The 20,114-nt window shown below is 37.2% G+C and carries 19 protein-coding genes, 2 pseudogenes and 1 other annotated feature; of the genes and pseudogenes, 16 read left to right on the top strand and 5 right to left on the bottom strand.

All coding sequences use genetic code 11. The features are described from left to right. Window position 1: 1 nt before the first annotated feature. Window positions 2–1,015 carry a 3-deoxy-7-phosphoheptulonate synthase gene (aroF, locus tag HMPREF1140_RS08015; RefSeq protein WP_009663344.1) on the bottom strand — a complete coding sequence of 338 codons (1,014 nt, stop codon included), beginning with the start codon at window positions 1,013–1,015 and terminating at the stop codon, window positions 2–4. A 61-nt stretch (window positions 1,016–1,076) separates the two neighbouring features. Then, window positions 1,077–1,321: a binding site (T-box leader), on the bottom strand. A 180-nt stretch (window positions 1,322–1,501) separates the two neighbouring features. On the opposite strand from aroF, the gene HMPREF1140_RS08010 reads away from it, so the two are divergent. From HMPREF1140_RS08010 to HMPREF1140_RS07960, 12 genes and pseudogenes are all read left to right on the top strand, one after another. Then, window positions 1,502–2,323: a membrane protein gene (locus HMPREF1140_RS08010; RefSeq protein WP_009663313.1), complete on the top strand. Its 822-nt coding sequence runs from the start codon at window positions 1,502–1,504 to the stop codon at window positions 2,321–2,323. 115 nt (window positions 2,324–2,438) lie between these two features. Next, a complete protein-coding gene (gene pyk / locus HMPREF1140_RS08005; RefSeq protein ID WP_009663179.1) occupies window positions 2,439–3,875 on the top strand; it encodes a pyruvate kinase in 1,437 nt (478 codons plus the stop codon). A 168-nt stretch (window positions 3,876–4,043) separates the two neighbouring features. Continuing rightward, window positions 4,044–4,562 (top strand): peptidylprolyl isomerase, encoded by a 519-nt coding sequence (locus HMPREF1140_RS08000; RefSeq protein WP_009663199.1) that lies wholly within the window; start codon window positions 4,044–4,046, stop codon window positions 4,560–4,562. Continuing rightward, the gene (locus tag HMPREF1140_RS07995; protein WP_009663321.1) at window positions 4,540–5,181 is read left to right on the top strand and encodes a GNAT family N-acetyltransferase; all 642 of its coding nucleotides are present in this window, start codon (window positions 4,540–4,542) and stop codon (window positions 5,179–5,181) included. The genes HMPREF1140_RS08000 and HMPREF1140_RS07995 overlap by 23 nt, the downstream gene beginning before the upstream one ends. A 154-nt stretch (window positions 5,182–5,335) precedes the next feature. Beyond that, entirely contained in the window at window positions 5,336–6,214 is an 879-nt protein-coding gene (gene ispE, locus HMPREF1140_RS07990; RefSeq protein ID WP_009663393.1) for a 4-(cytidine 5'-diphospho)-2-C-methyl-D-erythritol kinase, read from the top strand. Between the two features lie 20 nt (window positions 6,215–6,234). Then, complete coding sequence (locus HMPREF1140_RS07985) at window positions 6,235–6,915, top strand: GntR family transcriptional regulator (protein WP_009663297.1); 681 nt, start codon at window positions 6,235–6,237, stop codon at window positions 6,913–6,915. Then, window positions 6,915–7,964, top strand: a complete 1,050-nt coding sequence (locus tag HMPREF1140_RS07980) for a D-alanine--D-alanine ligase family protein (RefSeq protein WP_009663280.1) — start codon at window positions 6,915–6,917, stop codon at window positions 7,962–7,964. Before HMPREF1140_RS07985 ends, HMPREF1140_RS07980 begins: the two co-directional genes overlap by 1 nt. 6 nt (window positions 7,965–7,970) lie before the next feature. After that, window positions 7,971–8,774 carry a glutamate racemase gene (gene murI / locus HMPREF1140_RS07975; RefSeq protein WP_009663359.1) on the top strand — a complete coding sequence of 268 codons (804 nt, stop codon included), beginning with the start codon at window positions 7,971–7,973 and terminating at the stop codon, window positions 8,772–8,774. A 291-nt stretch (window positions 8,775–9,065) separates the two neighbouring features. Then, window positions 9,066–9,512 (top strand): DUF1934 domain-containing protein, encoded by a 447-nt coding sequence (locus tag HMPREF1140_RS07970; RefSeq protein ID WP_009663207.1) that lies wholly within the window; start codon window positions 9,066–9,068, stop codon window positions 9,510–9,512. A 50-nt stretch (window positions 9,513–9,562) separates the two neighbouring features. Beyond that, complete coding sequence (locus HMPREF1140_RS07965; RefSeq protein ID WP_009663278.1) at window positions 9,563–10,144, top strand: rhomboid family intramembrane serine protease; 582 nt, start codon at window positions 9,563–9,565, stop codon at window positions 10,142–10,144. A gap of 20 nt (window positions 10,145–10,164) precedes the next feature. Beyond that, window positions 10,165–10,296, top strand: a pseudogene (locus HMPREF1140_RS14050) (DUF3791 domain-containing protein); the annotation flags it as partial. Beyond that, window positions 10,274–10,813 carry a hypothetical protein gene (locus HMPREF1140_RS07960; protein ID WP_242822876.1) on the top strand — a complete coding sequence of 180 codons (540 nt, stop codon included), beginning with the start codon at window positions 10,274–10,276 and terminating at the stop codon, window positions 10,811–10,813. The pseudogene HMPREF1140_RS14050 and the gene HMPREF1140_RS07960, both read left to right, overlap by 23 nt. Before the next feature lie 75 nt (window positions 10,814–10,888). Here the strand turns inward: HMPREF1140_RS07960 and HMPREF1140_RS13280 are convergent. Next, a pseudogene (locus tag HMPREF1140_RS13280) lies at window positions 10,889–11,128 on the bottom strand (Txe/YoeB family addiction module toxin); the annotation flags it as partial. A 23-nt stretch (window positions 11,129–11,151) separates the two neighbouring features. Next, the gene (locus HMPREF1140_RS07955; protein ID WP_009663383.1) at window positions 11,152–11,409 is read right to left on the bottom strand and encodes a type II toxin-antitoxin system RelB/DinJ family antitoxin; all 258 of its coding nucleotides are present in this window, start codon (window positions 11,407–11,409) and stop codon (window positions 11,152–11,154) included. Between the two features lie 176 nt (window positions 11,410–11,585). Between HMPREF1140_RS07955 and HMPREF1140_RS07950 the strand changes: the two genes are divergently transcribed. The 3 genes from HMPREF1140_RS07950 to HMPREF1140_RS07940 all read left to right on the top strand — a co-directional run bounded on the left by HMPREF1140_RS07950 (window position 11,586) and on the right by HMPREF1140_RS07940 (window position 16,713). Continuing rightward, complete coding sequence (locus tag HMPREF1140_RS07950) at window positions 11,586–15,044, top strand: DNA polymerase III subunit alpha (protein ID WP_009663212.1); 3,459 nt, start codon at window positions 11,586–11,588, stop codon at window positions 15,042–15,044. A gap of 132 nt (window positions 15,045–15,176) precedes the next feature. After that, window positions 15,177–15,947, top strand: a complete 771-nt coding sequence (locus HMPREF1140_RS07945) for an Mrp/NBP35 family ATP-binding protein (RefSeq protein ID WP_009663282.1) — start codon at window positions 15,177–15,179, stop codon at window positions 15,945–15,947. A 52-nt stretch (window positions 15,948–15,999) separates the two neighbouring features. Next, window positions 16,000–16,713: a GTP pyrophosphokinase gene (locus HMPREF1140_RS07940; RefSeq protein ID WP_009663330.1), complete on the top strand. Its 714-nt coding sequence runs from the start codon at window positions 16,000–16,002 to the stop codon at window positions 16,711–16,713. Window positions 16,714–16,758: 45 nt separating this feature from the next. Here HMPREF1140_RS07940 and HMPREF1140_RS07935 read toward each other — a convergent pair whose 3' ends face one another. Continuing rightward, window positions 16,759–18,129, bottom strand: coding sequence for an MATE family efflux transporter (locus HMPREF1140_RS07935; RefSeq protein WP_009663277.1), 1,371 nt, complete (start codon window positions 18,127–18,129; stop codon window positions 16,759–16,761). Window positions 18,130–18,143: 14 nt separating this feature from the next. After that, a complete protein-coding gene (gene fumC / locus HMPREF1140_RS07930; protein ID WP_009663351.1) occupies window positions 18,144–19,508 on the bottom strand; it encodes a class II fumarate hydratase in 1,365 nt (454 codons plus the stop codon). Window positions 19,509–19,578: 70 nt separating this feature from the next. On the opposite strand from fumC, the gene lepB reads away from it, so the two are divergent. Next, window positions 19,579–20,109 carry a signal peptidase I gene (gene lepB, locus HMPREF1140_RS07925; protein WP_009663364.1) on the top strand — a complete coding sequence of 177 codons (531 nt, stop codon included), beginning with the start codon at window positions 19,579–19,581 and terminating at the stop codon, window positions 20,107–20,109. Window positions 20,110–20,114: the final 5 nt, after the last annotated feature.

The following is a 20,114-nucleotide window of genomic DNA, read 5'->3' as shown; positions in this document are numbered from 1 at the left end:
ACTATAATGTCCTTCCTTCAAGTACAACTCTTTTTTTGATTTCATCCATAAGCGCTGCAAACTGATCAAGGTCAAGTGATTGTGCACCGTCACATAATGCCTTTGCGGGATCATTGTGTACTTCAACCATAATACCGTCTGCACCTACAGCAAGTGCTGCTTTTGCAAGCGGCGGTACGAGTGATCTGATACCTACCGCATGACTTGGATCAACCAACACCGGAAGATGAGTTTTCTCTTTTAAAAGTGCGACTGCTCCAAGGTCCAAAGTATTTCTTGTGGCGGTTTCAAAGGTTCTGATACCTCGCTCACAGAGTATGACATTTTCATTGCCGGAAGCCATGATATATTCGGCGCTCATAAGGAATTCCTCAACAGTGTTACAAAGCCCACGCTTTAAAAGTATAGGTTTTTTCAACTTTCCGACTTCTTTAAGTAAATCAAAGTTTTGCATATTTCTTGCACCGATTTGAATAATGTCAACATTCTCAAACAGCGGTAACTGTGTCTGATTCATTACCTCTGAAATAATCGGAATATTTACTGCGGCCTTGGCACTTTCCAAAAAGTCAATTCCTTCCTTGCCAAGTCCCTGGAAAGCATAAGGAGAAGTTCTCGGTTTAAATGCGCCTCCACGAAGTATTACAGCTCCACTGTCTTTAACACTTCTTGCGACCATTGTAATCTGTTCGCTTGTTTCCACACTGCAAGGTCCTGCAATAACGGTAAATGTTCCGGTACCTATACTGATATCGTTTACCTTTATGACGGTATCATCAGGATGAACGGTTCTGCCTGCCGCTTTATATATTTCTGTAACCCTTTTTCCATAGTCAACTATCGGATGAGTTGCCACAATGGTGTCCATATCTATTTTTGAAGTGTTCCCGATTAAGCAAACTGCCGTATGTTCTGTTCCGGGTGCATATATTGTATCAAATCCTATATCTTCAAATTCTTTTCTAAAGTTTTGTATCGCCTCTTCACTGATGCCTGCTTTTAATATAAAAACCATAAGTCCTCCTGAGTAAATAAAAAAGTCCCTGACAAATAAAAACCTAAAAAGGCTGATATTTGTCAAGGACGAAATTTCAACAATAAAAAATCGCGGTGCCACCTTGATTCACAGTATGACCTGTGCACTTTAAGATACCTACATATCCCTTGCAACTGACGTATGCGTACGTTGTAGTATACTTTGCCGAAGCATTTGACTACACCCTCCATGGTCCATTTGCTAGACTGTTTCTTATCCGGCTCTCACCTTCCCGGACTCTCTGTGAAGTCATGACTAACTTTATCTCCATATCAACGGTTTGATTATTTTTTTGAATTCTAATATAAAAATTTTCTTATGTCAACAAAAATATTTTTAGGTGTATACTAAGAACTCAAATCATTTACATACAAGCAGTATAAATGTTATAATAGGCGCGTGTTCTTTGGCAAAAGGCTTTAATACACAAAGTCCATCAAAAAATAGATGTAGGAAAGGAGTGCGATGGGTTTTTTAGAAAAATTGGAAAGAAAAATCGGCAGGTACGCTATCAAAAATTTGATGATGTATTTGACTGTATTATATAGTATAGGTTTTGCTATATCTCTGATAAATATAGAAATATATTATAATTATTTATCACTGGATATACCTAAAATACTCTCGGGTCAGGTGTGGAGAATTCTTACATGGACTATGTATGCACCGGATCAAAGTATATTTTTCGGAGCTATAATGCTGTATTTGTATTATAATCTCGGAAGCAATCTTGAAAGGGTTTGGGGAAGTTTCAGATTTAATCTCTATATGTTTATGGGATATTTCTTCCTTATTGTCGGAGCATTTGTGCTGTATGCAATATACGGAGATTTTGTAAGTTATTATCCTCTAACACCCGACAGCCTTAATATGTCAATATTTTTGGCTTTTGCCGTAACTTATCCTGAGATGAGCTTTTATGTATACTTTGTACTACCGATAAAGGCAAAATATTTGGCATTTGTATATTTACTTATTGAAGCATATAGCTTTATAATGGGTGGCGTCATTACAAAGGTATCAATAGGGCTTAGCTTGTTTAACTTTGTAATATTCTATTTACTTACAAGAAATTGGTATAGAATATCACCGAAGAGTATAGCCGGAAGGGCGAAATTTAAAAAGGCGGCCAAAATAAGACCGGCAGGAGAGTCGATACATAAATGTGCGGTTTGTGGAAGAACCGAAAAAGATGACGATACACTGGAGTTTAGATTCTGTTCTAAATGTAAGGGGAATTTGGAGTATTGCTCAGACCATTTATATACACATATTCATGTGGAATAGAGTTTACATCCGTATTTTGAAGTATTATTGGTTTGCCGTTCATTTTTAAATATATCTTGATACATTTAAAAATGAGTGGTAGTATTTACGCTTATAAAAATAAAGAGGAAAAGAAATGAAGAGAACAAAGATTATCTGTACCATGGGTCCAAACACAAACGATAAAAAACTTATGAAAGATATGGCGATTGCAGGAATGGATGTTGCCAGATTCAATTTTTCACATGGCGATTATGAGGAGCATCTGGGCAGACTGAATATACTGAGAGAAGTAAGAGAAGAGACAGGAAAGCATGTTGCGGCTCTTCTTGATACAAAGGGTCCTGAAATAAGAACAGGTTTACTTGAAGGCGGTCAGAAGGTAACATTAGTAGCCGGAAATGAATATACACTCACAATAAACGAATGTGTAGGAAATGATAAGAAAGGCTTTATCAATTACAGCGGTCTTAACGATGATGTAAAGGCGGGAGACAGGATACTTATAGATGACGGTCTTATCGAGCTTGAGGTAGAAGCTGTTGAAGGATCCGATATACATACTAAAATTCTAAACGGCGGCGAGCTTGGAGAGAAAAAGGGTGTGAATGTACCGGGAGTCTCTATAAAGTTGCCTGCACTTACAGATAAGGATATCGAAGATGTAAAGTTTGCCTGTGACAACGGATTTGATTTTATTGCGGCTTCCTTTATAAGAAACGGAGATGCGGTTCGTCAGATTAGAGAAATATTAAAGGAGAAGGGTTCAACTATCCAGATTATTTCAAAGATTGAAAACCAGGAAGGCATCGAAAATATGGATGATATCATTGAAGCAAGCGACGGTATAATGGTTGCAAGAGGTGATATGGGTGTTGAGATAGATGCCGCAAAATTGCCTTTTATACAGAAAAAGATTATTGAAAAATGTTCTGTAGCAGGAAAGCCTGTAATTACAGCTACACAGATGCTTGATTCGATGATAAGAAATCCAAGACCTACAAGAGCCGAGGTTTCAGACGTTGCAAATGCTATATATGACGGTACCGATGCAATAATGCTTTCAGGTGAGTCCGCAATGGGTAAGTATCCTCTTGAGGCACTTAAAATGATGGTAAAGATAGCAAAAGAGACTGAGATACATCTTGATCATGCACTTTACAGAGGCAGAAAAGTAAATAAGATGGACAAGAAGAATATTTCAAATCAGGTTGGCTATGCAGCAGTATATACAGCAGACCAATTGGATGCAAAAGCAATCATAGCACCTTCAATTACAGGATTTACCACAAGAATGCTTTCAAAGTGGAGATCAAGTATACCTGTTTACGGAATGAGTCCAAGTATTTCAACGGTTCGTCAGATGCAGCTTTTCTACGGTGTAGTTCCTGTATGGGCAAAGAGAGCGGATACTACAGATGAGCTTATATCATCTTCAGTTGAGACATTAAAATCAGGAAAATACATTAAAGAAAATGACCTTGTAGTAATTACAGCAGGCATCATACCTGAGAAAATTGAGAGAGGACCTGCAAAATATACAAATACAATGCAGGTAGAAATAGTAAAATAATTAATAGATAAAATAAAAAACCAAATAAAATATCCTACTTTTTTATACAAAAATAAGTAGGAATATGGTAAAATACAGATAAATGAATGACCGTAGAGGTCCTATAAATAAAGTCACAAGGATGCATACATTCGAGTGACTTTATTGGGATTATAAAGGAGAGAAAACATGAAAAACCCAATAGTAACATTAACAATGACAGACGGCTCAGTAATCAAAATCGAACTTTATCCTGAGGTGGCTCCAAACACTGTAAGAAACTTTATCAGCCTGATTAATGAGAAGTTCTATGACGGACTCACATTCCACAGAGTAATTTCAGGATTTATGATACAGGGCGGATGCCCACAGGGAAACGGAATGGGTGGTCCGGATTATCAAATAAAGGGAGAGTTTAACCAGAACGGATTTCAGAATGATTTGGCACATAGCAGAGGAGTTATATCAATGGCAAGAGCTATGAGCCCAAATTCAGCAGGTTCACAGTTCTTTATAATGCATCAGGATGCACCTCATTTAGACGGAGCATATGCTGCATTCGGAATGGTAATCGAGGGAATGGATGTAGTAGATAAAATAGCGGCTGTAGATACAGATTACAATGACAGACCGAATACAGAGCAGAAGATTGCAACTATGACAGTGGATACATTCGGCGAGACTTATGAAGCTCCTGAAAAGTGTTAATATTTCAGGACAGCATTGTGATATATTGATATCAGATGAGAATGTGGCTTTGTGGGAGGCATTTAACTCCCACAAAGCCACAATTGCTATACTTGGTAAAGAAGATATAGATATATCGGTTTCAAAATATGCAGTGGAAAGTCTTGGAGATATTGATGATGAATATATAAAGAAGGTTGCCTACAGAACTTTGGGTATGCCTTTTGATATAGGCAAAGTGGAAGGTATAAATATTCGTGAGATGAGACCCGACGACTTTGAAATTTTATCTTCTTTTAAGGAATTTCCTTTTAAAACCAAAAATGACTTACAGGAATATATTTCTCTTCACTATGATTTTTACGGCTATGGATTATATGTATTTGAAAACGATAAAGAGTTCATGGGTCTGGCAGGATTTTATAATAAAGACGGAAAATGTTATATTTCATATATGACTGAAGAAAGATACCGAAGGTGCGGATACACATTTAAAGTTTGCAGATATTTACTGGATTACCTAAGAGAGTCGTTAAAAATAATTGATGTATATGCACAAATAGACAAATCAAATATAGCATCTGTTAATTTTGCTAAAAAACTTGGAGTGATAATAAATGAATGCTTCAGCAAAAATTAGGATATTTGTATTAAATCATTTGGTTGATTTTAATAGAGTGATGTTTAGTTGTATATGCGGGTTAGAAAAACCTAACTGTTGTTTTTATACAAATTTTAATGTATAATTTTAGGAACAATATTTTTAGGGGCAGTAAAATACAGAGGTTTATTGAATGAAAGTAAGGGCATTTGCAAAAATTAATTTATGCTTGGACGTACTGAGAAGAAAAGAAAACGGCTACCATGAAGTAGAAATGGTTATGACAAATGTTGATATATTTGACGTACTTGAAATAAAAGAACTTGAAGAAAAAAAGATATTACTTAAATCATACAATACGGATTTGGCAATGGATGAGACCAATCTTATATACAAGGCCATAGTGCTTTTGCAAAATGAAACCGGTAAAGATTTTGGTGTTGAAGTTTTGCTTGAGAAGAATATCCCGATGGAAGCCGGAATGGCAGGTGGAAGTGCGGATGCGGCGGCAACATTAAAAGCGGTGAATGAACTTTTTAAACTTGGCGTAAGCGATGAGAGACTTTTGGAACTGGGAGCAAGTCTTGGTGCCGATATACCTTTTTGTATAACGGGAGGAACGGTACTGGCAAGGGGAATCGGAGAAAAGCTTAGGCACTTAAGTCCCTTACCTAAAATGAAACTTTTAATAGTAAAACCGAAAGCGGGGCTTTCTACAAAAACGGTATATGAGAGTCTTGATATAGAAGGACTTAACAAGGCAGGTTTTAAACATAAAGATGTACGGGAAATGGTTTCCGTCATAGAGAGTGATGAAGCCGATAAGACAAAGATAGAAAAAATTGCAAAGCGACTTGATAATATTTTGGAGGTACCTTCCATAAAGCTTTTGCCTTTGATATCGGATATAAAGCAAAAAATGCTTGAGAATAATTGTCTGGGAGCTCTTATGAGTGGAAGCGGAACCGCAATATTCGGTATCTATGAAAATGATGAGGATATGCAAAAAACCAAAGAGATATTGGAAAGAGACGATAGAATAAATTATATACAGATTACAAATACGCTATAGAAAGATGTATGGAGGATACAATGACAGCTTTTTCGCATGCAGATGGAGATGAATATATGCCACTGAGAGATGTGGTTTTTAAAACTTTAAGACAGGCAATTCTAAGAGGAGAGTTGCAGCCGGGTGAGAGACTTATGGAGATAGCTCTCTCAAAGAAGCTTGGAGTGTCAAGAACACCTATAAGAGAAGCTATTAGAATGCTTGAACTTGAAGGCCTTGTGCTTATGATTCCGAGAAAGGGTGCAGAGGTTGCAGGGATTACCGAAAAGAATCTTAGAGATACTCTGGAAGTAAGAAGAGCCCTGGAGGAGCTTGCAATAGAACTTTCATGTACAAAGATTACGGATGAGGAGCTAAATGAGCTTGAGCAGGCTGAAGAGGAATTTGTTGATTCAATAGAAAATAAAGATATTATTGATATTGCACGTGCAGATGAGAAATTTCATGATATAATATTTACAAGCACAGGCAATGATAAGTTGGTTCAGATGATAAATAATCTACGTGAGCAGATGTATCGTTACAGACTTGAATATGTAAAGGCTGAAGCAACAAGAAATCAGCTTATGGAAGAGCATGAAATGATATTAAAGGCATTAAAGAGTAGAGACAAGTCGGAGGCTAAGAGAATCATTGCCGAGCATATAAATAATCAGGAGGTCAATGTTTCCAAGAAGATTAAGGAAACACCTACAAAATAATGAGGAAATTAGCGATAATATTCGGAGGACAGTCCTCTGAACATGAGATATCTGTAATATCTGCAACCAATATATCAAAACAGGTGGATACTGATAAATATGAGCTCATTTTAATCGGTATCACCAAGGAAGGTAAATGGCTCAAGGTTGAGAATATATCTTCAATGGAAGACGGAAGTTGGATTAATTCAAGAACAAGTGCATTTATTTTGCCTGATGCGACAAAAAAGTGTATAATAGTAGAGACAGATGGGGAATATAAAGAAATTCATATGGATGTGGTATTCCCTGTGCTACATGGACTTTATGGTGAAGACGGTACTATTCAAGGGCTGTTGGAACTTGCAAAGATTCCCTATGTAGGATGTGGAGTTTTGGCCAGTGCCGTAGGTATGGACAAGCTCTATACAAAACTTGTAGTTGACAAGCTCGGTATAAGACAGGCCGCATATGAGCCGGTACTTGACTATGAAGCGAGGAAGGATTTTGAAGGAGTAATAAAGAGGATTGAAAACAGATTTGATTATCCTGTATTTGTAAAGCCTTCAAATGCCGGTTCTTCAAGAGGTGTATCAAAAGCTTCAAACAGAGAGGAACTGGAAAACGGAATAAGAGAAGCTCTAAATCATGACAGAAAAGTTCTTGTGGAAGAGACTATAGTTGGACATGAGGTGGAATGTGGAGTGCTTGGTAAACCGGGAGATGTAATGGCAAGCGGAGTGGGTGAGATAAAATCTGCGGCAACATTTTATGATTACGATGCAAAATATAAGCTTGATTCACTTACATTGCTTGATTCAAAGCTTCCTGACGGAGTAAGAGAAAAACTTCCTGAGTGTGCAAAAAAGATTTTTACAGCTTTGGACGGATTTGGACTTTCAAGAGTGGACTTCTTTGCAAGGGAAGACGGAGAGATTGTATTTAATGAGATAAATACAATGCCCGGATTTACCGCAATAAGTATGTATCCTATGTTATTTGAGGCTGCAGGTATAGGAAAGAAAGAGCTGATTGACAAACTCATTGATTTGGCTTTTGAGAGAAGGTGATTTTTCTTGAATTTACCTATAGGAATATTTGATTCGGGTGTCGGAGGGCTTACGGTAGCAAGGGAAATAGTGTCGCAGATGCCAAATGAAAGTACTGTTTATTTTGGAGATACGGCAAGAGTTCCATACGGCTCCAAGTCAAGAGATACTATTATCAAATACTCCGGACAGATTGTAAAATTTTTACAGACAAAAAATGTAAAAGCTATTGTAATTGCGTGCAATACCGCCAGTGCTTTTGCGCTTGACATATTAAAGACAGAGATTGATATACCGATTATGGGTGTTATTCATGCAGGTGCCATAACTGCCGCCAAAACTACAAAGGTGGGAAGGATTGGAGTTGTGGGTACCAGCGGAACCATATCAAGCGGTATATATGAGAAAACTATTCATCAGATAAATAATGAACTTGAAGTAATACAAAAGGCCTGTCCGCTTTTGGTTCCTTTGGTAGAAGAGGGACTTATAAATGACAGAGTTACAGATGAGATTATTTCAAGGTATGTTAGTGAATTAAAGAGCAGACATATTGACAGTCTGGTATTGGGATGCACCCATTATCCTTTACTGTATAAGACTTTCGGAAGGATTATGGGAGAGGAAGTTTCCCTTGTAAATCCTGCATATGAGACCGCGAAAGAGTTGAAATCTTTGTTGGAGAGTGAAAATCTTTGTGCTGTGGATGACGGCGAAGTTTTTCATGACTTCTATGTTAGTGATATGGCGGAAAGATTTAGTGATTTTGCATCTTCTATTATGCCCGGCATAGTAAAGAAAGCCGGTATAGTCAATATAGAGGAATTTTAGTGATAATAAACGATATTGTTACGATTAAAAAACATTTAAAGCTTTGCAGAATGCATACAAATTGGATTGGCTAGACAAGAGTGTACATAAAGCAGACAGGCATTCTTTGTTGAGCATAGTTATCAGTTTTTTATTTAAGGTTATTTTATATAGAATAGTGGGGAGATACATTTTTCTAGTAAACTATCATTCTTTTATTTTAAACTTGATATTTGCATAACAACCAGTGGTAGCTTAGGGTTGGGTAGAGACCGCATTGCGGCTTCTACTATGGTTTTAAGGTAGAAGATTATGAAAGAATTTGTAGATATTGAGATTAGCGGCTCTCATTTGAGGTATGATGAGAACGATCCTATTGCCGTGAATATTTCAGGAAATCACTATATTGATGGTGATATACACAAAATAACTTACGTGGAAGAAGCCCAAGGTTTTGATGAAATTATCCTTAATACAATAATAGTAGAGAAGAACAGGGTTGAAATTATCAAAGAGGGTGTGGTGAATTCCAAGATGGTATTTGCCAATAACAGTAGGTACAAAACAATATATGACACTCCCTTTGGAAGATTGGATATGGAAACAGAGACAAAGCTTTTACTCATAGATATGAGTGAAGATGAGATAAATGTCTATGTTGAATATATACTCTACATAGAGGGAGATAGGGCATCTAATTCCAAGATGCGCATTCACATAGTTGAAGCTGTGGATAGAGTAGATAATAAGGGTGGTTGATCCACCCTTTTTTTAGAACAGGTTAGTTAAACCTAAGTTGAGGAGAAAATATGGATAATAAATTAAAAATTTCATTTAATTCACCGATTATTTTGGGCTTTGTTATTTTAAGCTTTATAGTATTTGTGGCAGACATTATTACAGGCGGACTTTCTACAGGATTGTTCTTTAGTGTTTACAGATCGTCTTTTATAAGTCCTCTTACATATATCAGATTCTTCGGTCATGTACTTGGTCATGCAAACCTTGATCATTTCCTTGGAAATATAATGCTTATACTTGTAATCGGACCGATGCTTGAAGAAAAGTACGGTTCGGCAAATATACTTTTTGTTATTCTGGCAACAGCACTTGTAACAGGATTGGTACATTTCTTTGTATTCCCGTCTTCAGGATTGCTTGGGGCAAGCGGTGTAGTATTTGCATTTATACTGCTTTCATCATTTGCAGGATTTAAAGAAGGAAAAATTCCTTTTACATTTATTCTTGTAGCACTTTTATATATCGGAGAGCAAATATATCAAGGATTCTTTGTACAGGACAATATTTCAAATCTTACTCATATCCTCGGAGGTATAGTAGGTGCCCTGCTTGGATTTGTGATGAATAAGGGGAGAATGAACAGGTACTAGGGCATTTATGGAGAGAGAAATTTTATCACTCATCTACATATGAATTGATGAGTAAAGGGATTTCCGATATGCATTGTATGAGTGATGAATATTTGATTGAGGATTTGGAGCGAGAATATAGTGGCGAGTATGGAAATAGGAAAGCTATATGAAATATATTCAACAGATGATGAGTGCTTTAGCGTAGGATATCTGCTATACCAAAATGACGATATCTGTATATTTAAAGCTTTTGATGATCAAGGAAGAGAAGCGGGGATTTATGCTTTTAAAAAAGAAATAATAAGCGTATGCCTTACGGGTACGGAATATTTAGCTAAAATGAAATTATATATAGATTACTGGAAGGATAAAGATATAAAAACGCTATCTATGAATGACTTGGACGGTGAAATATCTATTAGAAATATCCTCGAATATATAATTTCGAGTAAGAAAATAGCAACTATTATGATAAATTCGGATGATGATATGTATACAGGCTTTTTTTCAGAATCAGATGCCGTATCGGTGGCTATGGAATGTGTAGATATATCAAATGCAAAAGTTTATGATAAAATAAAAATTAATGTAGAAGATATATGCTTTATAGAATTTAACAGCGCGGACAATGATGTGCTTTTATATGCGAACAGGAATCTTAACGGAAAGCATGACTGTTGCAAATAGATTATCTACAAGTGGTCTATTGTTTAAAAGGGAGATATCACAAAAAATATATACTTTGTGATATCTCCCTTTATATTAATTATAGTGTCCACGACAGGATAGAATTTCTAAAACTCCATCAGAAATTCTATATATTAATCTATTGGTATCATCGATACGCCTGCTCCAAAAGCCGCTGAATTCACCTTTAAGAGGCTCAGGTTTGCCTATACCGTCAAAATAATTGCGTTCAATATCCTTGATAAGCCCATTAATACGTTTTATAGTTTTTCTGTCTTGGCTTTGCCAATAAAGGTAGTCTTCCCATGCTTCATCAAACTATATTTTATGCATAAGTTTTACTCCTCTATAATATCATGCTCTACACCAAGTCCGGCATTAAGGGCAGTCACTCCTCGGCGTAAATGAGCTACATTACTCTCCGAATAAAACGGATCCATAGAGACTTCAAAAGGTATACGATGCTCTCTGCCAACTTTCTTGGCAAATATAGTAAAGGCCGCACTCATAGAAAGTCCAAGCTCATTACAAACATTTTCCATTCTCTTTTTATCCGCCTCATCGAGACGAAAGTTTACATTAACTGTCTGTGCCATAAAACTTCTCCTTTCTTATATTCTTGAATTTATTATAGCATTTGTAAAGAAAAATACAAGAAGAATAATATAAATTATATTTGCATAATGTAATAAATATTGATTTTTACAGATACTCTCCAATTTCCAAAAATATGATATAATATAATAAGTATTGAATGAAAAAGAGGAGAAATATGTCTTTTACACATCTACATGTACATACAGGATATTCATTATTGGACGGATCCTGTAAGATAAAAGAGATAATAAGTAGAGCAAAAGAACTCAATATGACATCACTTGCCATTACAGATCATGGAGTGATGTATGGAGTCATAGATTTTTATAAAGAGGCAAAGGCACAGGGTATCAAACCGATACTTGGTTGTGAAGTGTATGTAAGCCCTTCATCAAGATTTGAAAAGCAGGCAAAGCAGGGAGACAGATACTATCACCTTATTTTACTGGCAAAAAATAATAAGGGCTATGAGAACCTGACAAAGATAGTTTCAAAAGGTTTTACCGAAGGTTTTTATTATAAACCGAGAATAGACTTTGAACTGTTACAGGAATATCATGAGGGTATAATAGCGCTTTCAGCCTGTTTGGCAGGTGAAATCCCAAAGCTTATATCAAGAGGCAGAGAGGATGATGCAAGAAAGGCCGCACAAAAATATAAGGATCTGTTTGGCGAGGATTCTTTTTATTTGGAGCTTCAAAACCATGGAATTCCCGAGCAAAAGTATGTGAATCAGGTTCTGGTAAAAATCGGAAAAGAGCTTGATATTCCGCTTGTGGCAACCAATGATATACACTATATAAATGCTGAAGATGCAAAAGCACATGATATACTCTTATGTATACAGACCGGTAAGACAGTGTCCGATCCCGACAGAATGAGATATGATGGCGGACAATTTTTCTTAAAGTCCGAAGATGAGATGAAGGCACTATTTCCATATGCAACAGATGCTGTTGAAAATACCGGTAAGATAGCGGATATGTGTGATGTGGAAATAAAATTCGGTGAGACCAAATTGCCTGAATATCCTGTGCCGAATCAAATGTCGGCAAAGGAATACTTGGAAAGTCTGTGTCAAAGCGGTTTTGAAAGAAATTACCCGGACGATTATCCAAACAGAGAAGAAATAAAGAGCAGAATGTACTATGAGCTTGGCGTAATAGAAAAAATGGGTTATATAGACTATTTTTTGATAGTTTGGGACTATATAAATTACGCAAGAAGCAAGGGTATCTCAGTAGGACCCGGAAGAGGGTCCGCAGCAGGAAGTGTAGTATCATACTGCCTTGGAATTACTGATATTGATCCTATAAAGTATAATCTTATTTTCGAGAGATTTTTAAATCCCGAGAGAGTTTCCATGCCCGATATAGACGTGGACTTTGCGGATGAAAGACGTGGTGAAGTTATTGAATACGTGGTAAACAAATACGGCAGTGAAAGAGTATGCCAGATAATCACTTTCGGTACATTGCAGGCAAGAGGTGTTATAAGAGATGTCGGAAGAGCTATGGAGATTCCATATGCCCGATGTGACAGCATTGCAAAGATGATACCTATGGATAAGGATATCACATTGGGGCTTGCACTTGAGAGAAATAAGGAACTAAAAGAGCTTTATGACAGTGATGAAGTGGTGCATGAACTTATAAATTACAGCTTGAAACTTGAGGGACTGCCAAGACATGCAAGTATTCATGCTGCAGGTGTTGTAATATCCAAAAAAGCGGTTGAAGAATATGTACCGCTTGCACTTGGAGTGGATAATGCGGTTACAACACAATTCACCATGACGACTTTGGAAGAACTGGGCCTTTTAAAGATGGACTTTTTAGGACTGCGTACGCTTACAGTTCTACAAAATGCACTGGCGATGATAAGGAAAAATTATGATGTAGATATCGATTTAAAAAATATAGATTATGACGATAAGAAGGTATATGATTTTATATCCACAGGAAGGACCGATGCGGTATTTCAGTTGGAGAGCGGCGGAATGCAAAGCTTTATGAAAAGACTCAAGCCTGAAAACCTGGAGGATATAATTGCCGGTATTTCACTTTATCGTCCGGGTCCTATGGACTTTATTCCAAAATATATTGCAGGTAAGAACAATAAAGGTAAGGTAAGTTATGATACTCCGCAACTTATTTCCATACTTGAGCCGACCTACGGCTGTATAGTTTATCAGGAGCAGGTAATGCAGATAGTACGTGATCTGGCGGGATATACCATGGGCGGAAGTGATGAGGTTCGCCGTGCCATGAGCAAGAAAAAGGCACATATTATGGAGATGGAACGAAAGAACTTCGTATACGGAAATGAAGAAAAGGGTATCAAGGGTTGTATAAATAACGGTATAGGGGAAGATGTGGCAAACAAGATCTTTGATGAAATGATAGACTTTGCGAGTTACGCCTTCAACAAATCACATGCAGCCTGTTATGCGGTTATCTCATATCAAACGGCTTATCTTAAATATTATTATCCGAAGGAATTTATGGCGGCTTCACTTACTTCAGTAAGTGATAACCCGACCAAGCTTATTGAATATATGGGCGGTCTTGCCGATATGGGTATAAAGATATTACCTCCGGATGTAAATCTTGGTGAGGGAGCATTCAGTGTAGATAAGGATGGCATAAGATTCGGACTGTCCACCATAAAAGGTGTAGGAAAAGCGGTATCTGATGCGATTGTAAGAGAGAGGACTTTAAACGGAAAATTTCTTTCTCTTGAAAACTTTATAAACAGGCTTCCGCAAAAGGATTTGAATAAGAGAAGTATTGAAGGCTTTATAAAGTCGGGAGCGCTTGACGGTATGGAGGGAAACAGACATGAAAAGATCTTGAATGCGGAACTTTTCATAGATAAGAAGTCCAAGGAGAGCAAGGCGGTAATACCGGGTCAGATGTCATTTTTTGATGTGGTAAGTGAAGAGGATAAGGATAGCTTTGTGTCTGAACTCATTCATATAGAAGAGTATCCGAAAGAAGAACTTCTAAAATATGAGATGGAAGTTATGGGAATGTACGTCAGCGGGCATCCTCTGGAAGAATATATTTTACTTTTGGAAAAACACTCCGATGCAAGAAGCATTGACTTTTATCCGGATGAAAACGGAGAGATTCCTTTAGAGTCGGGAATTAAGTTGACCATTGGCGGATTGCTGGTTGAGGTAAATAAAAGATTTACCAAAAAAGGCGATATGATGGCAATATGCACTCTGGAAGATCTGTATGGGAGAGTGGAACTTGTTGTATTTCCTAAAGCATTTGAAAACTACGGCAATGAGCTGGTAGAAGGTGGAAAAGTATTTGTTAAGGGGAGAGTTGACACCTCGGGAGAAGAGGAAGGCAAACTCATAGTAGATACTGTAAGAGAGTTCGGAAGAGTTAAAAAAGAACTTTGGATACAGTATGCCGATAAGGAAAGCTATGAAGAGGATCTTGGAAATCTTCTTACAGATATAGGTATGATGAGCGGAAATGACAGCGTAATTATATATCTGAAAAAAGAAAGAGCAAAAAAGGATCTTGGCGGTGAGTGGGGAGTGCCGGCAGATGATGCTGTCAGAATACTTGCAGAGAGACTTGGCAACGACAATGTAAAGGTTGTGGAGAAGATTTAAAATATAAAAGTCAGATATGTAACAAAACGCATAGAAAAATATTGATTATTTTAGTATAATTACTTTGTGCTCAATAGAGTAATCATAAAAGTAAGAAAGGAAATCATAGACAAAAGTCTATGCGGTTTTAATATGGCAAATAATGAATTTAGGGAAGAACTTGACCCTCAAAGCAGTGTAAACAAAGTAATAGGTATTGTTTCCGGAAAAGGTGGAGTAGGTAAAAGCCTTGTGACATCATTGATGGCTGTTAAGGCAATGTCAAAAGGTTTTAGAGTAGGTATTATAGATGCCGATATTACAGGACCTTCCATACCTAAGGCATTCGGTCTTAGCGGCAAGCTGGGAGTTACATATGATCAGCTTATGATTCCGGCAGCTACCAATACAGGAATCAATGTAGTAAGTACAAATCTCATCTTAGAGAATGAGACAGATCCGGTTATATGGAGAGGTCCTGTAATAGCAGGTGTTGTAAAGCAGTTTTGGAAGGATACAGTATGGAATAATATCGACTATATGTTTGTTGATATGCCACCCGGTACAGGTGATGTTCCGCTTACAGTTTTCCAGTCAATACCGGTTGACGGAATTATAATAGTTACAAGTCCTCAGGAGCTTGTTTCGATGATAGTTGCAAAGGCTGTAAACATGGCTAAGAAGATGAATGTTCCGATACTCGGACTGGTTGAAAATATGAGCTATTTTGAATGTCCTGACTGTGGAAGCAGACATGAGATATTTGGAAAGAGTCATATTGATGAGATTGCAAAAAAAGAAGGTTTAAAGGTGCTTGCAAAACTGCCTATAGACCCTGAGGTGGCAAGACAGGTGGATGCAGGTCTTGTGGAATATGTTGAGGCACCGTGGTTTGATGAGGCGGCAGATTATATTTTAAAATAATTATTTTGACCGGCATATACCGGTAAGAGTATGCAAAAGAAGTGGAGAGCTTATGTATATATCAAATAACCCGAATAACGAATTGGAGCAGTCCATTGTACAAGTTCCCGATTTGGTACAGATACCTGAAGAAATACACGAAATGGCACAGAAATTTCAAGAGGCCATGATGATGTATACCTGTGCGATCAGGGAAGTAAAGACAAAGTTGGAAGTTTTAAACGATGAACTGTCTGTTAAAAACAGAAGAAACCCTATAGAGGTGATAAAATCAAGAGTAAAAAAGCCGAAAAGCATTGTGGAAAAGTTAAAAAGGCGCGGACTTCCGCTTACACTTGATTCAATAGTCAATAATCTGGATGATGTGGCAGGTATAAGAGTTATCTGTTCATTTCTTGATGATATTTATGAAGTGGCGAATATGCTTACAAGACAGGACGATGTAAAACTGATTGCTGTAAAGGATTATATAAAAAAGCCGAAGGAAAACGGATATCGCTCTTACCATCTTATTATCGAGATACCGGTATTTTTCTCGGAGAAAAAGCAGCCTATGAGGGTTGAGGTACAGATAAGGACTATTGCCATGGATTTTTGGGCGAGCCTTGATCATCAGCTGAAATACAAAAAAGATTTTATTGATTCCGATGATGTTGAAAGACAGCTTAAGGAATGTGCCGATGTGATAGCAAATACGGACCAACAAATGCTTAATATAAGACAAAGCATAGAGTCAAGAGGTATAGAAGTAAGAAAACCGAGATAAAAAGTGGGGCTGTAACTTATGAAAAATTAAGTTACAGCCTTTTTGTTAATCAATAGTATATATATTGGATTTTAACCAAAGCTTCATCTTGCTGAAGCCGAACATATATATCAAAAACAGTGTGCTGGTTATTATCCATGAAAGCGGATAAGCCCAGAGTATTGTATAGAAATTCGGGAATTTCGGTACCATTACAATTATCCAGACTATTCGAAGTACGCATACACCTCCGGCGGTCATTATCATAGGTATCCAGCTGTCACCGATTCCTCTGAGAGACCCTGAGAAGATCTCAATAATAATGTATGCCGGGAAGGCGACAACCATAAAATTCAGCATATCCGTACCTATCTTTAACACATTCTCGTCCTTGGTAAACAGGGTATAAATACTTCTTCCAAAGAGCTTTAACATTATCATTACTATTCCGGTAACTACGACAGATAAAATCATTCCGTATATTATTCCTTTTTTTACTCTTTCTTTATTACCGTAGCCGAAGTTTTGTCCGGTGAAGGTGGTAACGGAGATTCCGAGAGACTGTATAGTCATCCAAAAGAGAGTGTCTATTTTACCGTAGGCGGTAAAGGCGGCAATTGTATCGGTACCGAGACTGTTTATAGATGCTTGAATAAGTATATTTGCAATGGTGTACATGGCAGACTGCATTCCTGCGGCAGTACCTATACTTATCATTTTCCTGAGCTCCGAAAAATTTATTTGTAAATTTTTTAATCTTAATTTTAATGCATCATTTCTTTTATAGAGCACTATAATAACCAATACTGCACTGATTATTTGCGATGTAACGGTTGCAATTGCTGCACCTGTTACGCCCATATTCATATAGCGTATCAATATAATGTCTAAAACTATATTCACAAAACAGCTTATAACAAGGAATATAAGCGGAGTTTTGGAATCACCTACAGCACGAAGAAGTCCGGCTCCCATATTGTAGATAAGATTAGGTGCAAGTCCCAGAAAGTATATTTGAAGATAGGGTAATGCCATAGACATCATATCATCCGGAATATTCATATTTGCAAGCATTGTCTTTGAAAATATTATACCTAATATACTGACTATGATTCCCACTATAAGTGAAAATGCAATTGAAGTATGAACGCATATACTTACAAGCCTATCATTTTTTGCACCATAGTGTTGTGAGACGATTACACTGAAACCGGAGGATAATCCTACAAAAACGCCTATAAAAAGATTGATTATTGTACTTGTGGTTCCACCTACGGCCGCAAGTCCGAGCTTTCCGACATTTTGACCTACGATAACGGCATCTGCAGTGTTATACAGCTGTTGGAAGAAAGTTCCAAGGAGTATGGGGAAGAAGAATAATAAAAGCCCGAAGGTAATATTCCCCTTGGTCATATCCTGCTTCTTGGTTTGTTGCATAAATATCCTTTCTTTTATATCATTTCTTCAGGTTTAAATACCTCATCAAATTTTTCCTCTGTCATAAGATTCATGACAAGAGTCGCCTCTTTCAGAGAAATATTTTTCTCATGTGCAAGCTTGGCAACTTTTGCAGCGTTCTCATATCCGATATATGGACTGATTGCGGTTACAAGCATCAGTGAATTATGCAGATTTTCATGCATTTTTTGTTTGTTTGCCTTGATACCGCACACACAGTGAACTCTGAATGAGTCCATTCCTTCAGATAAAATTCTGACAGACTGAAGGAAGTTATGGATAAGCACAGGCATAAATACATTCAGCTCAAAATTTCCCTGGCTTGATGCCATATTTACAGCCGTATTATTTGACATTACCTGTACACATACCATAGTCATTGACTCACACTGAGTCGGATTTACTTTTCCGGGCATTATTGAGCTTCCGGGTTCGTTTTCAGGAATAAATATTTCACCCAAACCGCATCTTGGACCGCTTGAAAGCCATCTTATATCATTTGCTGTTTTCATCAAATCGCCTGAAAGAGATGAAAGTGCTCCATGTACAAAGGCAAGTTCGGATTTTGAAGTTAAAGCATGGAATTTATTGCTGTCGGTGACAAAATCTTTACCGGTAAGTTTTGAGATATTCTTTGCAACCAGAGTGTCAAATCCCTTAGGAGCATTGAGGCCCGTACCTACAGCAGTGGCACCGAGAGCAAGCTTTTTTATAAAGGGAAGCGCACTTTCTATTTGCTTGTAATCATTTTCAAGGGAAGCCCTCCATCCGCTTATCTCCTGTGAAAAGGCGATAGGAGTGGCATCCTGTAAATGTGTTCTTCCGGATTTTACAATTCCTTTATTTTCCTCTTCAAGTTTTTTAAATGCCAGTATAAGCTTCTCTAAAGAAGGCAGGAGTTTATCCTGTACTTCCAAGACTGCGGCTATATGCATTGCGGCGGGGAAGGTGTCGTTTGAACTTTGTGACATATTTACATCATCATTCGGATGCAAAAGCTTTTTACCCAAAATCTTATTTCCTCTATTGGTAATTACCTCATTTACATTCATATTGCTTTGAGTACCGCTGCCGGTCTGCCATACGGAGAGCGGAAAGTGCTCGTCAAGTTTACCTTCAAGTATTTCATTGCAAACCTTACTTATAATGTTTGACTTTTCCTCCGTCAATTTTCCAAGTTCAAGATTTGTAGCGGCACAGGCTGATTTCAGATATGCAAATGCTCTTATAACCTCCATCGGAATTTTTTCGGTACCGATTTTAAAGTTTGAAAGACTTCTTGCTGTTTGAGCGCCGTAATATTTGTCCACAGGTACTTCAATACTGCCCATAGAGTCATGCTCTATACGATATTCCATAGTTTTCTCCTAACATCATTTATGCTATAATCAGTTTAACAAAAAACAAAATAAAAAAACAGGTCAATAAATGAAAATAAAAAAACAAGAGTCAAGATTTTTAATAATACTGGACATATTGATGCAATTGGCAGTGATACTTTCACTTGCATGGTTTGTGGTGTATATATTTGGAGCAAAAACCTTTATGGTCGGTCAGTCCATGTCACCGCAGATAGAGCAGGGAGAGGCTGTACTTATAAATAAAGCCACATATACTTTTTTAAAACCTAAAAGATATGATTTGATAGCATTTCAAAATACAGACGGAAGAGTGTGTATCAGAAGAGTCATAGGGCTTCCCGGTGAAAGTGTTAATATAAGAGAAGGTTTGGTTTATATAGACGGTGAAGTATTGGATAAATTTTTTGAGGCTTCATCAGGCGGTTTGGCTGCAGACGAAATTAAGTTGGCAAGTAATGAATATTTTGTATTGGGTGATAACAGAGTCGGAAGTGAAGACTCAAGGATCTCAACAATAGGAAATGTGACGGAAGATATGATCATAGGTAATGCATGGATTAGAGTATTGCCTGTAAAAAGGATAGGTTTTATAAAATAGAGCCT

It is taken from the genome of Lachnoanaerobaculum sp. ICM7 (genome assembly GCF_000287675.1).
GTDB lineage: Bacteria > Bacillota > Clostridia > Lachnospirales > Lachnospiraceae > Lachnoanaerobaculum.
The sequence above is the reverse complement of the archived record's forward strand: the minus strand, read 5'-3'. Positions and strand labels throughout refer to the sequence as shown.